The 12,574-nt window shown below is 71.5% G+C and carries 13 protein-coding genes; 9 read left to right on the top strand and 4 right to left on the bottom strand.

What is annotated here, in order from left to right:
* Nucleotides 1–210 precede the first annotated feature (210 nt).
* The gene (locus ACNNMR_RS05240) at nt 211–1,242 is read left to right on the top strand and encodes a fatty acid desaturase family protein (protein WP_419993330.1); all 1,032 of its coding nucleotides are present in this window, start codon (nt 211–213) and stop codon (nt 1,240–1,242) included.
* 72 nt (nt 1,243–1,314) lie between these two features.
* Nucleotides 1,315–1,497, top strand: a complete 183-nt coding sequence (locus ACNNMR_RS05235) for a hypothetical protein (RefSeq protein ID WP_165240814.1) — start codon at nt 1,315–1,317, stop codon at nt 1,495–1,497.
* 4 nt (nt 1,498–1,501) lie between these two features.
* Here the strand turns inward: ACNNMR_RS05235 and ACNNMR_RS05230 are convergent, their stop codons facing one another.
* The gene (locus ACNNMR_RS05230; protein WP_419993329.1) at nt 1,502–1,768 is read right to left on the bottom strand and encodes a hypothetical protein; all 267 of its coding nucleotides are present in this window, start codon (nt 1,766–1,768) and stop codon (nt 1,502–1,504) included.
* A 286-nt stretch (nt 1,769–2,054) separates the two neighbouring features.
* Here ACNNMR_RS05230 and ACNNMR_RS05225 point away from each other — a divergent pair, with 286 nt between their 5' ends.
* From ACNNMR_RS05225 to ACNNMR_RS05205, 5 genes are all read left to right on the top strand, one after another.
* Entirely contained in the window at nt 2,055–2,828 is a 774-nt protein-coding gene (locus ACNNMR_RS05225) for an MHYT domain-containing protein (RefSeq protein WP_419993328.1), read from the top strand.
* Between the two features lie 91 nt (nt 2,829–2,919).
* Nucleotides 2,920–5,661, top strand: coding sequence for a nitrate- and nitrite sensing domain-containing protein (locus ACNNMR_RS05220; protein ID WP_419993327.1), 2,742 nt, complete (start codon nt 2,920–2,922; stop codon nt 5,659–5,661).
* On the top strand, nt 5,658–6,107 hold the full coding sequence (locus ACNNMR_RS05215; RefSeq protein WP_419993326.1) for a roadblock/LC7 domain-containing protein: 450 nt from the start codon (nt 5,658–5,660) through the stop codon (nt 6,105–6,107). The genes ACNNMR_RS05220 and ACNNMR_RS05215 overlap by 4 nt, the downstream gene beginning before the upstream one ends.
* Before the next feature lie 17 nt (nt 6,108–6,124).
* Nucleotides 6,125–6,535, top strand: coding sequence for a DUF742 domain-containing protein (locus tag ACNNMR_RS05210; protein ID WP_419993325.1), 411 nt, complete (start codon nt 6,125–6,127; stop codon nt 6,533–6,535).
* Nucleotides 6,516–7,142, top strand: a complete 627-nt coding sequence (locus ACNNMR_RS05205; protein ID WP_419993324.1) for a GTP-binding protein — start codon at nt 6,516–6,518, stop codon at nt 7,140–7,142. Before ACNNMR_RS05210 ends, ACNNMR_RS05205 begins: the two co-directional genes overlap by 20 nt.
* A gap of 28 nt (nt 7,143–7,170) precedes the next feature.
* Here ACNNMR_RS05205 and ACNNMR_RS05200 read toward each other — a convergent pair whose 3' ends face one another.
* Complete coding sequence (locus tag ACNNMR_RS05200) at nt 7,171–7,599, bottom strand: PPOX class F420-dependent oxidoreductase (RefSeq protein WP_419993323.1); 429 nt, start codon at nt 7,597–7,599, stop codon at nt 7,171–7,173.
* Between the two features lie 97 nt (nt 7,600–7,696).
* Here ACNNMR_RS05200 and ACNNMR_RS05195 point away from each other — a divergent pair, with 97 nt between their 5' ends.
* Nucleotides 7,697–8,542, top strand: coding sequence for a DUF6397 family protein (locus ACNNMR_RS05195; protein ID WP_419993322.1), 846 nt, complete (start codon nt 7,697–7,699; stop codon nt 8,540–8,542).
* Here the strand turns inward: ACNNMR_RS05195 and ACNNMR_RS05190 are convergent.
* A complete protein-coding gene (locus ACNNMR_RS05190) occupies nt 8,539–9,141 on the bottom strand; it encodes a TetR/AcrR family transcriptional regulator (RefSeq protein WP_419993321.1) in 603 nt (200 codons plus the stop codon). The two genes, ACNNMR_RS05195 and ACNNMR_RS05190, sit on opposite strands and share 4 nt — an antisense overlap.
* Before the next feature lie 40 nt (nt 9,142–9,181).
* Here ACNNMR_RS05190 and tesB point away from each other — a divergent pair, with 40 nt between their 5' ends.
* Nucleotides 9,182–10,054: an acyl-CoA thioesterase II gene (gene tesB, locus ACNNMR_RS05185; RefSeq protein ID WP_419993320.1), complete on the top strand. Its 873-nt coding sequence runs from the start codon at nt 9,182–9,184 to the stop codon at nt 10,052–10,054.
* Here tesB and ACNNMR_RS05180 read toward each other — a convergent pair.
* A complete protein-coding gene (locus ACNNMR_RS05180) occupies nt 10,051–12,570 on the bottom strand; it encodes a DEAD/DEAH box helicase (protein ID WP_419993319.1) in 2,520 nt (839 codons plus the stop codon). The two genes, tesB and ACNNMR_RS05180, sit on opposite strands and share 4 nt — an antisense overlap.
* Nucleotides 12,571–12,574 lie beyond the last annotated feature (4 nt).

Here is a 12,574-nt window from a genome sequence, read left to right as displayed (position 1 = left end):
TGACTAATGTCGGGTTGCCGAGGGTAAACCAGGTCGGTTCCACCGCCAAACACCGAACCTGTGATCCCTGCCATATCCGATCGGGGTGTATCTGGCAACACCCGAAAACACGGGGGACAACCCCCGATTGAATTGGGGGGTGACGCCAGCGCTATTTGCCCGCGTGCTCCGTAGCGTTCCAGGTCAGTCACCCGACGAGTGGAGAACTCCATGCCTGCCGCCACCTTGACCGCGCCTGCCCGCACCCAGGGCAGTGACTTCGCGCCGCTGCTGCGGCAAGTGAAGGAGCGCGGGCTGCTCCGCCGCAGACGCGGCTGGTACGCCCGCTCCATCGCGGTCAACCTGCTCGCCCTCACCGCCCTGATGGCCGGCATGGCGCTGCTCGGCCACTCCTGGTGGGTGCTGCTGCTCGCGGCGCCGCTCGCGGTGTTCACCTCCCGTACCGCCTTCGTGGGACACGACTCCGGGCACGCCCAGATCGCCGGCTCCCGCCGGGCGAACCGCCTGCTCGGCCTCTTCCACGGCAACCTGCTCATCGGCATGAGCTACGCCTGGTGGACCGACAAGCACAACCGGCACCACGCCAACCCCAACCACATCGAGAAGGACCCGGACGTCGGCGTCGGCGCGCTGGTGTGGACCGAGCACCAGGCGGCGGAGCGCAAGGGCTTCGCCCGCTGGCTGACCCGCAACCAGGCCTGGCTGTTCTTCCCGATGCTGCTCCTTGAAGGCATCGCGCTGAAGGTGTCGGGCTGGCAGGACCTGCGCCGCCAGACGGGCCGCGAGCGGCTGGTGGAGGCGACGCTGCTCGCCGGGCACGTCGTCCTTTACGTGACCCTGCTGGCGCTCACCATGTCGCCCGGCAAGGCGATCGTCTTCGCGCTCATCCACCACGCGCTCTTCGGGCTGCACCTCGGCATGGCCTTCGCGCCGAACCACAAGGGCATGGAGATGCCCGACGGCACCGGGGAGTCCTGGGGTCACCTGCAGAAGCAGGTGCTCACCTCGCGCAACGTCCGCGGCGGCCTGGTGACCGACTGGTTCCTCGGCGGCCTGAACTACCAGATCGAGCACCACCTCTTCCCGAACATGCCCCGCCCCCACCTCCGCAAGGCCCAGCCGCTGGTGCGCGACTACTGCGAGTCGGTCGGGCTGCCGTACACCGAGGCGGGCCTCGTGGACTCGTACAAGCAGGGTCTCCTCCACATGCATGAGGTCGGAGAGCCCCTCCGCGTGGGATAAAGGAACCGGGAGGACCCGGCGTCCGTTCTCATTCCGAGAGAGCGGCGGTCGGCCGCGGAGGAGGCGGAAGATATGACCAATCGGGGCAAGGTCGCCGTCGGAGGAGTGGCTGTCGGGCTGCTGCTGTGGTGGATGACCTCCTTCTGGATCGCGCTGCTGGTGATCGTCGGGGTGCCGACGGCCGCGTATCTCATGCTGGACTCGAACCAGCGCAAGCGGCTGAAGAGGATCTCCCGCAAGGAGCTGGAGCGCTGAGGCGCTAGGCGGCGGGCAGGTCGAGCAGTGAGCGGGCGACCGTCTGCGGTGACTCATCGCGCTCGCGTGCGAGCGCGATGAGGGCGCGGCAGGCGAGTTCGTTCACGCCGAAGGCCATCGCCTCCGGGGTGACCCAGCGGGCGGCCTCGGCGCTGCGCTGCTCGTCGTTGTCAGCGCAGGCGGCCACGTAGGTCGCGGCCGCCTCGAAGAGATTGGGCCGGCGCCGCCGGGGCGCGGCGTCGGCGGGCGCGGTGTCGCCCGGGGACGTCACACGTTCCTGCGCGGTCTGTTTCCGCGGCCACCATGCGGCTTTGCGCCATTTGTCGAACACGTGGACCACCCCCTAGTGCTGCCAGTGTGCCCCAGGAGCGCACGGACTGAACGCTTCGGGCACACGGAAGCTTCACAGTCACTGGGCATATGCCATCGGAAAATTGACAACCGCGCACGTGTTCGTCGCGGAAGCGATCGTTCGAGACATCGAAGTTGTCAAATTCGGTCAGGTTTTGCACTGCGCCCCAGGCGTACGCCCCTCGGAGGGCTAGCGTCCTGTGGTCATGGGACACCTGGACCACGCCACCTTCGGGTGGTTGACCCCCCTCCTGTCGTACGTCATGGCGTGCATCGGCTCCGCCCTCGGGCTGCGCTGTACCGTGCGCGCGCTGACGGCGACCGGCAGCGCCCGGCGGAACTGGCTGATCACGGCCGCCTCCGCCCTCGGCACCGGCATCTGGACGATGCACTTCGTCGCCATGCTCGGCTTCAGCGTCAGCGGCACCGAGATGCGCTACAACGTCCCCCTCACCGTCCTCAGCCTGGTCGTCGCCATGGCGGTGGTGGGCGTCGGCGTCTTCGCCGTCGGCTACGGCAAGTCGCGCGGGCGCTCGCTCACGATCGGCGGGCTCACCACCGGCCTCGGCGTCGCCAGCATGCACTACATCGGCATGGCCGCCGTGCGCCTGCACGGCTCCATCTCGTACGACCCGGTGATGGTGGCGCTATCCGTCGTGATCGCCGTCGTGGCCGCCACCGCCGCGCTCTGGGCCGCGCTCAACATCCACTCCCCGGTCGCGGTCGGCCTCGCCTCGCTCGTCATGGGCGCCGCCGTCAGCAGCATGCATTACACGGGCATGGCTTCGGTGAGCGTCGTGGTGAAGCCGTCCGCCGAGGTGCTGGCCGGGGCCACGGCCATGCAGTTCATCTTCCCCCTGGCCGTCGGCCTCGGCTCGTACCTCTTCCTCACCTCCGCCTTCGTCGCGCTCTCCCCGAGCGCCCAGGAGCGGGCCGCCTCCGTGAACGCGCAGCGGCTGCCCGAGGGCGCCGCCCCTTGACGTACGACGCCCCGATGCCACCGGCACCGCCCAGCACCACCAGCCCGGCCGCACCCGGCGCGGGCGCCGCAACTCACCGATAGGGGTGGCAATGCGAACGCCGCGCAGCACGCCGGACCACGGCCCGTCAGGAGCCGAGCAGGCGGCCCCTGGCGCGCAGCAGGCCGGGCCGCACGGGCCCACCGCGCCGCCCGTACGGGGCCGCAGGGCGCACGCCGGACCGCCCGCGCACGAGCCGCCCGACCCCACCCCCTGGGACCGCACCCACCTGCCGCCCGCCGAGGAACAGCCGGCCGCGGCGCCGCAGGCCCCGCAGACCCGCATGCCGCGGCAGCTGCGGCTGCGCCCCAAGTCGGTGCGGGCGAAGGTCATCTGCGTGCTCATGGTGCCGGTCGTCTCGCTCATCGGGCTGTGGGGGTACGCCACCGTCACCACCGCCCAGGACATCTCCAGGCTGCGGCAGCTGGAGCGCGTCGACACCCAGGTACGGGCGCCGCTCGCCGCCACCGTCGCCGCCCTGCAGGACGAGCGCCGGGCCGCCGCCCGCTACCTCGCGGCGCCTGACGGCACCCGCGCCGACGACCTGGACCGGGAAGCGGGCGACACCGACCGGGCCGCGCGCCGGCTGCGGCTCGACAAGGAGCACACCGTCGCCGAGGGCGAGGACTTGCCCAAGGACGTGTCCGTACGGATGAGCGCCTTCGTCAAGGACGTCGGCGAGCTGCGCGGGCTGCGCGAGCGGATCCGGGACCGCGGGGTGCCGTGGAGCGAGGCGTACGCCGCCTACACCGACTCGGTCGAGCGGGCCTTCGCCGTCAGCGGCGCGCTGTCCGGGATCCAGGACCCCGAACTCGCCTCCGACGCCCGGGTGCTGGTCGAGTTCGCCAGGGCCGGCGAGATGCTCTCCCGCGAGGACGCGCTGCTCACCGCCGGGCAGCTGGACAAGTCGCTCGGGGCGAAGGAGCACCGGCAGTTCATCGGCGCCGTGGAGTCGCGGCGGCAGCTGGAGGGCTCGGCCGTACCCGATCTGCGCAGTGACGAGCGCGGCCAGTGGCAGGAGTTCGCGGGCAGCGGCGCCTACCGGGAGGTCCGCGCCCTGGAGGACAAGGTCGCCGCCGCGCCGCCGGGCCGGGGTGCGGGTACGGCCGTGTCCGCGTCCGACTGGGACACGGTGTTCGGCGACGTGCTCAGCTCGTACCGCGATGTGCAGACCGACGCCGCCACCGCCGCGGCCGCCCGCAACGACCCGTTCACGCGCGGCGTGCTCACCCCGGCGGGCGCGGCCGTGATCCTCGGCCTGATCGCCGTGGCCGCGGCGCTCATCATTTCCGTACGCATCGGCCGCGGTCTGGTCGTCGAGCTGGTCAGCCTGCGCAATACCGCGCTGGAACTCGCCCGCCGCAAGCTGCCGCACGCCATGCGCAGGCTGCGGGCCGGGCAGGAGATCGACGTCGACGCGGAGGCGCCGGTCGAGGTGCACGGGGACGACGAGATCGCGCAGGTCAGCGAGGCGCTCAGCACCGTCCACCGGGCGGCGCTGACCGCGGCCGTGGAGCGCGCGGAACTGGCCAGCGGGATATCCGGGGTGTTCGTGAACCTCGCCCGCCGCAGCCAAGTGCTGGTGCACCGGCAGCTGGCGCTGCTCGACTCGATGGAGCGGCGGGCCGACGACCCCAACGAGCTCGAGGACCTCTTCCGGCTCGACCACCTCACCACCCGCATGCGACGGCACGCCGAATCGCTCATCATCCTCTCCGGCTCCGCTCCGGGGCGCGCCTGGCGGATGCCCGTACCGCTGCAGAACGTCGTCAGGGCGGCGGTCAGCGAGGTCGAGGACTATGCGCGCATTGAGGTGCGCTCGCTGCCCGAGGCCTCCGTGGTCGGCGCCGCGGTCGCCGACCTCACCCACCTGCTCGCCGAACTCGTCGAGAACGCCACCCAGTTCTCCCCGCCGCACACCAAGGTACGCATCTACGGCGAACAGGTCGGCAACGGCTACGTCCTGGAGATCGAGGACCGCGGCCTCGGCATGGGCAAGGAGACCCTCGACGCCGCCAATGAGCGGATCCGGCAGTCCGAGGCGCTCGACCTCTTCGACAGCGACCGGCTGGGCCTCTTCGTGGTCAGCAGGCTCGCCGCCCGGCACGGCATCAAGGTGTCGCTGCGGGCCTCGCCCTATGGCGGCACCACCGTGGTCGTGCTGCTGCCCACGCCGCTGCTGCAGGCGGGCGTGCCGGAGCCCGGCAAGGGCGCCTCCGGTCCCGCCCAGCAGCCGGCCGGGCTGACCGCCCGCGCCGAGCGGATGCCCGAGAGCGTGATGGCGGGCGGCCCCCTCGGGGGCGGCCCCGAACTCCCCTCCCTGGGCAGCCGCGACGACGTCGTCCAACTGCGCATCGGACGGAACGGCGACGGCCCCGCCGGCCCCCCGCGCCCGCCGGGACCGCCAGGCACGCCACCCGACCGCAGCGACACCCGCACCCACCACCCGCAGCCCTTCGTGCCGCCCCCACAGGGCGGTGGGCCGGATCCGGCACAGGCCGATGGCGCCGGAGCGGACGGCCCGCCGCCCGGCGGCGCGGACGAAGCGCTCCCCAAGCGGGTGCGCCAGGCCAGCCTCGCCCCACAGCTCCGCGAGGCCCCCGAGAAGGAAGAGACCGCCCCCCGCCGGCCCCGGCCGGACTCCGGACCCGCGCCCAGGGATCGCTCTCCGGAGCAGGCGCGGGCCCGGATGGCGGCGTACCGCAGCGGCTGGGTGCGCGGCGGCGGCCTCACGGCCGGCCGGACCGGCGAGTCCAGAGCAGGCAGCAAGTCGAGCGAAGGAGACGAAGGATGATCGACCCGGGTACGGTCAGCCCCGCCCACCGCTCCGGTGAGCTCGACTGGCTGCTGGACGACATGGTGGCGCGGGTGTCCGAGGCGCAGCACGCCGTGGTGCTGTCCAACGACGGCCTGGCGGTCGGTGCTTCCGGCACCCTCTCCCGCGAGGACGCCGAGCACCTGGCGGCCGTCGCGTCCGGGTTCCACAGCCTCGCCAAGGGCGCCGGGCGGCACTTCGACGCCGGCAACGTACGCCAGACCATGGTCGAGATGGACGACGGCTTCCTCTTCGTCGCGGCGGCCGGCGCCGGCTCCTGCCTGACCGTCCTCGCCACCGCGGAGGCCGACATGGGCCTGATCGCGTACGAGATGGCGCGGCTGGTCAAACGGGTCGGCGAGCATCTGCAGTCTCCGCCGAGGGCAGCGACGAGCCAGCAGCCGCCCGCGAACGGCCAGGCCTGACGGGGGCGATGGCCGATATGACTTCGCAGCCACCCGGCACGCCGCCGCAGGGCAGCCACTGGTACGACGCCGAGGCCGGACCGCTGGTCCGCCCGTACGCGATGACGGGCGGCCGCACCAGGCCGGGACCGACGAGCGTACGCTTCGACTTCATCGCGCTGATCGACGTGGACGAGGGGGCCCTGGGGCATGGCGAGGAGACGGCGCTCGGGCCCGAGCACCGGTCCTTGATCAAGCTGTGCCGCATCGAGACGCAGTCGGTCGCCGAGCTGGCGGCCGACACCGACCTGCCCGTCGGCGTGATCCGGGTGCTCCTCGGCGACCTGCTCGAACTCGGCTACATCACCGTGCGCAGGCCGGTCCCGCCGGCCCAGCTGCCTGACGAGAAGATCCTGAGAGAAGTGATCGATGGACTCCGCGCGCTCTGATCGAGCGGCCCGCCCGACCGAAGACGCCCTGGCGCTGAAGATCCTGGTCGCCGGGGGCTTCGGGGTGGGCAAGACCACGCTGGTCGGCTCCGTCAGCGAGATCCGGCCGCTGCGCACCGAGGAGCAGCTCAGCGAGGCCGGGCAGACGGTGGACGACCTGGGCGGGGTCGGCCAGAAGACCACGACGACCGTCGCCATGGACTTCGGGCGGATCACCATCAGGAGCGGGCTCGCGGTGTATCTGTTCGGCACGCCTGGGCAGGACCGCTTCTGGTTCCTGTGGGACGAGCTGGCCACCGGCGCGCTCGGCGCGGTGGTGCTCGCGGACACCCGCAGGCTCCAGGACTGCTTCCCGGCGGTGGACTACTTCGAGCACCGCAGCATCCCGTTCCTGGTCGCGGTGAACTGCTTCCCCGGCTCCCGTACTTACGGCGCGCACGAGGTCTCGCGCGCGCTCGACCTGGACAAGGGCACGCCGGTGGTGCTGTGCGACGCCCGGGACAAGGATTCCGGGAAGGAGGTGCTCATCCGGCTCGTCGAGTACGCCGGGCGGATGTATACCCAGCGGCTGCTCGATGGGGCGGAGGAGTCGGAGGTCGTGGGGTAGGCGGTCAGCCGGTGCAGTGCGCGGGCGGTCAGCCGGCGAGGTCCGCCTGGGCGATGACCTTCTCGACCTTTACGCGGACCAGCAGCTCCCCGGGGACGCCGTTGCGGGTGCCGAACTCCTCGGCGCGGTCCTGCCCCATGTAGCGGCCGCCGATACGGGTGGCCGAGCTGCGCAGGTCGGCCGGGTCCTCGGAGAGTTCGGCGCGGCCGAAGAGGGTGACGAACGAGAAGGGCGGGTTGTCGTCGTCGATGCTGAGGGCGACGCGGCCGTCGCGGGCGAGGTTGCGGCCCTTGACGGTGTCGACGCCGGTGTTGAACAGGACGTCGTCGCCGTCGAGGACGAACCACACCGGGGCCACGTGCGGGCTGCCGTCGGCGCGCACGGTGGCGAGCTTGGCGGTGCGGGTGCCTTCCGAGACGAAGGCCTGCCACTCGTCCTTGGTCATCTGATGAGCCATGATCTCAAGTTATCCACAGGGGGTCGTCCGTGTCTGCCGCGGTCCGTAACTTCGCTTCGGAAAGCAACCGAATGGAAGCGGGAAGCGGGGGATCGCGATGGGTGTGAAGACGGTGGCGGCGCCGGCGGGAAGCGCGGCGATGGCCGGTCTGCGGCGGGCCGCGGGGGAGCTCGGGCTCAAGACGGGCGAGCTGGCGCTGGCGGTGGACCTGGGCCTGATCGCGGGCGCGCGGCGGGACTCGGGAGTGCTGCGGGTGCCGGTGGCGGAGATCGAGCGGCTGCGCGCCGGCGAGGGCTTCCCCGAGGCGCTGCGCAGCCGCCTGCGGCTGGTGGGCACGCGTGAGGGAGCGGAGCTGATGGGCGTGCCGCCCACGCGCTTTCTCCGCCTGGCCAAGGCGGGCTGTTTCGAGCCGGTGCGCTTCTATGTGAATCGGTACCGCGCGGTGGTGTGGCTGTATCTGGCGAGCGAGCTGGAGGCCTTCGCGGCGGGGGAACCAGGCCTGCTGAGCGGCCCGTTCCCACCGGGCGTCCGGGCCCTGCTGGAGCAGCGGTCCGACTGGCGCCCGCGCGGCTGGCGGGCGCGACATTTCGCGGGCCTGTCGGAATCGGCCTCGGGCCCGTGGGAGCGGGCGGCCTGTGCGGCCGCCCTGCTGCACCCCGACGATGTGGCGGAGGTCGTCGACGATCCGCGGGAGCGGGCGCATCTGATGAGCCTGCGATCCGAGCTGGCCGCCCCGGTCACCGGCGGCAGCGCCGCGGCGCTCGACGTCGCGTCGGACCTCGCCCGGGCGGACACGGAGGACGAGGTGCTCTGGTATCGCCTCAGCCTCGCCATGTCCCTGGACGAAGCCCGCGAGAGCAGCGCAGCGCCCGGACCGCTGCCGCCCGTCGGGGACGGCAGCGGGGCGCGACGCGGATGGGCGTGGTTCCGTCGTCGGGGCTAGGCGTGCTGTCCGGGCGCTTTGGTGACGGGGGCGGGCGGCGGCCAGTTGCGCAGCAGTGCGTCGAGGGCGTCCATGATCCGCGACCAGGTCTCGTCCGTGTCGGGTGCGCTGTGGTCGAAGCCGCCGCCCATTTCCAGGCCGACGTAGCCGCTGAAGACGCTGCCCAGCAGCCGTACGGCATGCGTCTGGTCCGGCTCCTCGATGTCGTAGGCGCGCAGGATCGCCCGCGTCATCTGGGCGTGCTTCGGGCCCGCGCTCGCGGCGGCGTCCTCGGGGGAGAGGCGCTGCTGGGCGGCGGCCCAGCGGCCGGGGTGTTCGTGGGCGTAGTCGCGGTAGACGCCGCCGAGGGCGGCCAGGGCGTCTCGGCCCGCCCGTCCTGCCAGCGCGTCGCCGGCCCGGTCGGCGAGCTCCTCCAGGGCGAGCAGCGCCAGCCGGGTGCGCAGGTCCTGCGAGTTCCGCAGGTGCGCGTACAGGCTCGCGACCTTGACGTCGAAGCGCTTGGCCAGCGCCGTCAGCGTCACCTGGTCGAAGCCCGTCTCGTCGGCCAGCTCCGCCGCCGCCCGGACCAGCCGGTCGGCGGACAGCCCCACTCGTGCCATCAGCCTCTCCTCCTCGGGGGAAAGCGTATGGTGAGCCCCCATGACGAACCCCACCAACCCGGCCGACCGCCTCGTCGACCTGCTCGATCTGGAGCAGATCGAGGTCAATATCTTCCGCGGCCGCAGTCCCGAGGAGTCGCTGCAGCGCGTCTTCGGCGGCCAGGTCGCCGGGCAGGCGCTCGTCGCGGCCGGCCGCACCACCGAGGGCGACCGGCCGGTGCACTCGCTGCACGCCTACTTCCTGCGGCCCGGCATCCCGGGCGTGCCGATCGTCTACCAGGTGGAGCGGGTCCGCGACGGCCGCTCCTTCACCACCCGCCGGGTGGTCGCCGTCCAGCAAGGCAAGACGATCTTCAACCTCACCGCCTCCTTCCACCTCCCCGAGCCCGGCTTCGAGCACCAGACGGCGATGCCCGACGTGCCCGAGCCGGAGTCGCTGCCCCGTCTCGCCGACGAGATGCGCGACCACCTCGGCGAACTCCCGCAGGCCATGCAGCGCATGGAGCGCCGCCAGTCCTTCGACATCCGGTACGTGGACCGGCTGCGCTGGACCCGCGAGGAGCTGGAGGGCGTCGAGCCGCGCAGCGCCGTATGGATGCGGGCGCTCGGCCACCTCGGCGACGATCCGCTGGTGCACACCTGCGCCGTCACGTACGCGTCCGACATGACGCTGCTCGACGCCGTCCGGCTGCCGATCGAGCCGCTGTGGGGGCCGCGCGGCTTCGACATGGCGTCGCTCGACCATGCGATGTGGTTTCACCGGCCGTTCCGGGCCGATGAGTGGTTCCTTTACGAGCAGGAGTCGCCGATCGCCACCGGCGGACGCGGCCTCGCCCGCGGCCAGATCTTCGACCGCGGGGGCAATCTGCTCGTATCCGTGATGCAGGAAGGGCTCTTCCGCAAGGTGCGCTAGGCCGTCAGCCGCCCCACATCGGTCACCCGCACCACCGCGCGCCCCTCCGCGTCCGACGCCGCCAGGTCGACCTCGCCGCTGATGCCCCAGTCGTGGTCGCCGTTCGGGTCGTCGAAGGTCTGCCGGACCCGCCACAGGCCGTGCTGAACGTCCTCGGTGATCTGCAGCAGCTTCGGGCCGCGGGCGTCCGGCCCTGTGCCCAGGTCCTCGTACTCGTCCCAGTACGCATCCAGGGCCTCGCCCCACCGCTCGGCGTCCCAGCCCGACTCCTCGTCCATCGCGCCGAGTTCGTCGGCGTTGTCGAGCGCGGCCAGCTCCACGCGGCGGAAGAGGGCGTTGCGGACCAGGACGCGGAAGGCGCGGGCGTTGGCCGTGACCGGCTTGACCTCGTCCGCGTGCTCCATCGCCTCCTCCGCGGACTCCTCCTCCGGGTTCGCCAGCTGCTCCCACTCGTCCAGCAGCGAGGAGTCCACCTGGCGCACCATCTCGCCGAGCCAGGCGATGATGTCCTGGAATTCCTCGGACTTCTTCTCGTCCGGGACGGTGTGCTCAAGGGCCTTGTACGCGGAGGCGAGATAGCGCAGCACGATGCCTTCGGTCCGCGCCAGCTCGTAAAAGGACACGAACTCGCTGAAGGTCATCGCCCGCTCGTACATGTCGCGGATGACCGACTTCGGCGACAGCGGATGGTCGCCGACCCACGGGTGGTCCTTGCGGTAGAGGCCGTACGCGTGGAAGAGCAGCTCTTCGAGGGGCTTCGGATACGAGATATCCATCAGCCGCTCCATCCGGTCCTCGTACTCGACCCCGTCCGCCTTCATCTGCGCGACCGCCTCGCCCTTGGCCTTGTTCTGCTGGGCGTGCAGGATCTGCCGCGGGTCGTCCAGCGTGGACTCGACGACCGAGACCATGTCGAGGGCGTACGAGGGGGACTCCGGGTCGAGGACGTCGAAGGTGGCGAGGGCGAAGGTGGACAGCGGCTGGTTCAGCGCGAAGTTCTCCTGCAGGTCCACCGTCAGGCGGACGATGCGGCCGTCGGCGTCCGGCTTGTCGAGCTGCTCCACCACGCCGCCGTCGAGCAGTGAACGGTAGATGGCGATGGCGCGGCGGATGTGCCGGAGCTGCGCCTTGCGGGGCTCGTGGTTGTCCTCCAGGAGGTGGCGCATCGCCTCGAAGGCGTTGCCCGGGCGGGCGATCACCGACAGCAGCATCGCGTGGGTGACGCGGAAGCGGGAGGTCAGCGGCTCCGGCTCGGAGTCGATGAGCTTCTTGAAGGTGTCCTCGCTCCAGTTGACGAAGCCCTCGGGCGCCTTCTTCCTGACCACCTTGCGGCGCTTCTTCGGATCGTCGCCCGCCTTGGCGAGGGCCTTGTCGTTCTCGATGACGTGCTCGGGCGCCTGGGCGACGACGAGGCCCGCGGTATCGAAGCCGGCCCGGCCCGCGCGGCCCGCGATCTGGTGGAATTCGCGGGCCCTGAGCGTACGGACGCGGTTGCCGTCGTACTTCGTGAGCGCCGTGAACAGCACCGTGCGGATGGGCACGTTGACGCCGACGCCCAGCGTGTCCGTGCCGCAGATGACCTTCAGCAGCCCGGCCTGCGCCAGCTTCTCCACCAGGCGGCGGTACTTGGGCAGCATGCCGGCGTGGTGCACGCCGATGCCGTGCCGGACGTAGCGGGAGAGGTTCTTGCCGAAGCGGGTGGTGAAGCGGAAGTTGCCGATCATGTCGGCGATCTGCTGCTTCTCCTCCTTGGTGCACATGTTGATGCTCATGAGCGCCTGGGCGCGCTCCACCGCCTGCGCCTGGGTGAAGTGCACGATGTACACCGGGGCTTGCTGGGAGCCCAGCAGCTCGGTCAGGGTCTCCGTCATCGGCGTGCGCTGATATTCGTACGACAGCGGCACCGGGCGGGTCGCGGACCGTACGACCGCGGTGGGCCGGCCCGTGCGACGCGTGAGGTCTTCCTCGAAGCGGGAGACGTCGCCGAGCGTCGCCGACATGAGGATGAACTGCGCCTGCGGCAGCTCCAGCAGCGGGATCTGCCAGGCCCAGCCGCGGTCGCCCTCCGCATAGAAGTGGAACTCGTCCATCACCACCTGGCCGATGTCCGCGTCCTTGCCGTCGCGCAGCGCGATCGAGGCGAGCACCTCGGCGGTGCAGCAGATGACGGGGGCGTCGGCGTTGACGGAGGCGTCGCCGGTGAGCATGCCGACGTTCTCGGTGCCGAACATCTTGCACAGCTCGAAGAACTTCTCGCTGACCAGGGCCTTGATCGGCGCGGTGTAGAAGGTGACCTTGTCGGCCGCGAGGGCGGCGAAGTGGGCGCCGGCGGCGACGAGCGACTTGCCGGAGCCGGTGGGGGTGCTCAGGATGACGTTCGCACCTGAGACCACCTCGATCAGCGCCTCCTCCTGTGCGGGGTACAGGGAGATGCCCCGCTCCTCGGCCCAGCCCGAGAAGGCTTCGAAGAGGGCGTCGGGGTCGGCGGTCGGCGGCAGCTGATCGATAAGGGTCACGCCC

Source organism: Streptomyces boninensis (genome assembly GCF_048572725.1).
Classification (GTDB): domain Bacteria; phylum Actinomycetota; class Actinomycetes; order Streptomycetales; family Streptomycetaceae; genus Streptomyces; species Streptomyces boninensis.
The sequence above is the reverse complement of the archived record's forward strand: the minus strand, read 5'-3'. Positions and strand labels throughout refer to the sequence as shown.

Bases quoted from the DNA above. Each gene is read 5' to 3' on its own strand.
- ACNNMR_RS05200 (WP_419993323.1), bottom strand. From the start codon at position 7,599: ATGGCTCATCAGATGACCAAGGACGAGTGGCAGGCCTTCGTCTCGGAA.
- ACNNMR_RS05195 (WP_419993322.1), top strand. From the start codon at position 7,697: ATGGGTGTGAAGACGGTGGCGGCGCCGGCGGGAAGCGCGGCGATGGCC.
- tesB (WP_419993320.1), top strand. From the start codon at position 9,182: ATGACGAACCCCACCAACCCGGCCGACCGCCTCGTCGACCTGCTCGAT.
- ACNNMR_RS05235 (WP_165240814.1), top strand. From the start codon at position 1,315: ATGACCAATCGGGGCAAGGTCGCCGTCGGAGGAGTGGCTGTCGGGCTG.
- ACNNMR_RS05210 (WP_419993325.1), top strand. From the start codon at position 6,125: ATGACTTCGCAGCCACCCGGCACGCCGCCGCAGGGCAGCCACTGGTAC.
- ACNNMR_RS05190 (WP_419993321.1), bottom strand. From the start codon at position 9,141: ATGGCACGAGTGGGGCTGTCCGCCGACCGGCTGGTCCGGGCGGCGGCG.
- ACNNMR_RS05240 (WP_419993330.1), top strand. From the start codon at position 211: ATGCCTGCCGCCACCTTGACCGCGCCTGCCCGCACCCAGGGCAGTGAC.
- ACNNMR_RS05220 (WP_419993327.1), top strand. From the start codon at position 2,920: ATGCGAACGCCGCGCAGCACGCCGGACCACGGCCCGTCAGGAGCCGAG.
- ACNNMR_RS05215 (WP_419993326.1), top strand. From the start codon at position 5,658: ATGATCGACCCGGGTACGGTCAGCCCCGCCCACCGCTCCGGTGAGCTC.
- ACNNMR_RS05205 (WP_419993324.1), top strand. From the start codon at position 6,516: ATGGACTCCGCGCGCTCTGATCGAGCGGCCCGCCCGACCGAAGACGCC.
- ACNNMR_RS05225 (WP_419993328.1), top strand. From the start codon at position 2,055: ATGGGACACCTGGACCACGCCACCTTCGGGTGGTTGACCCCCCTCCTG.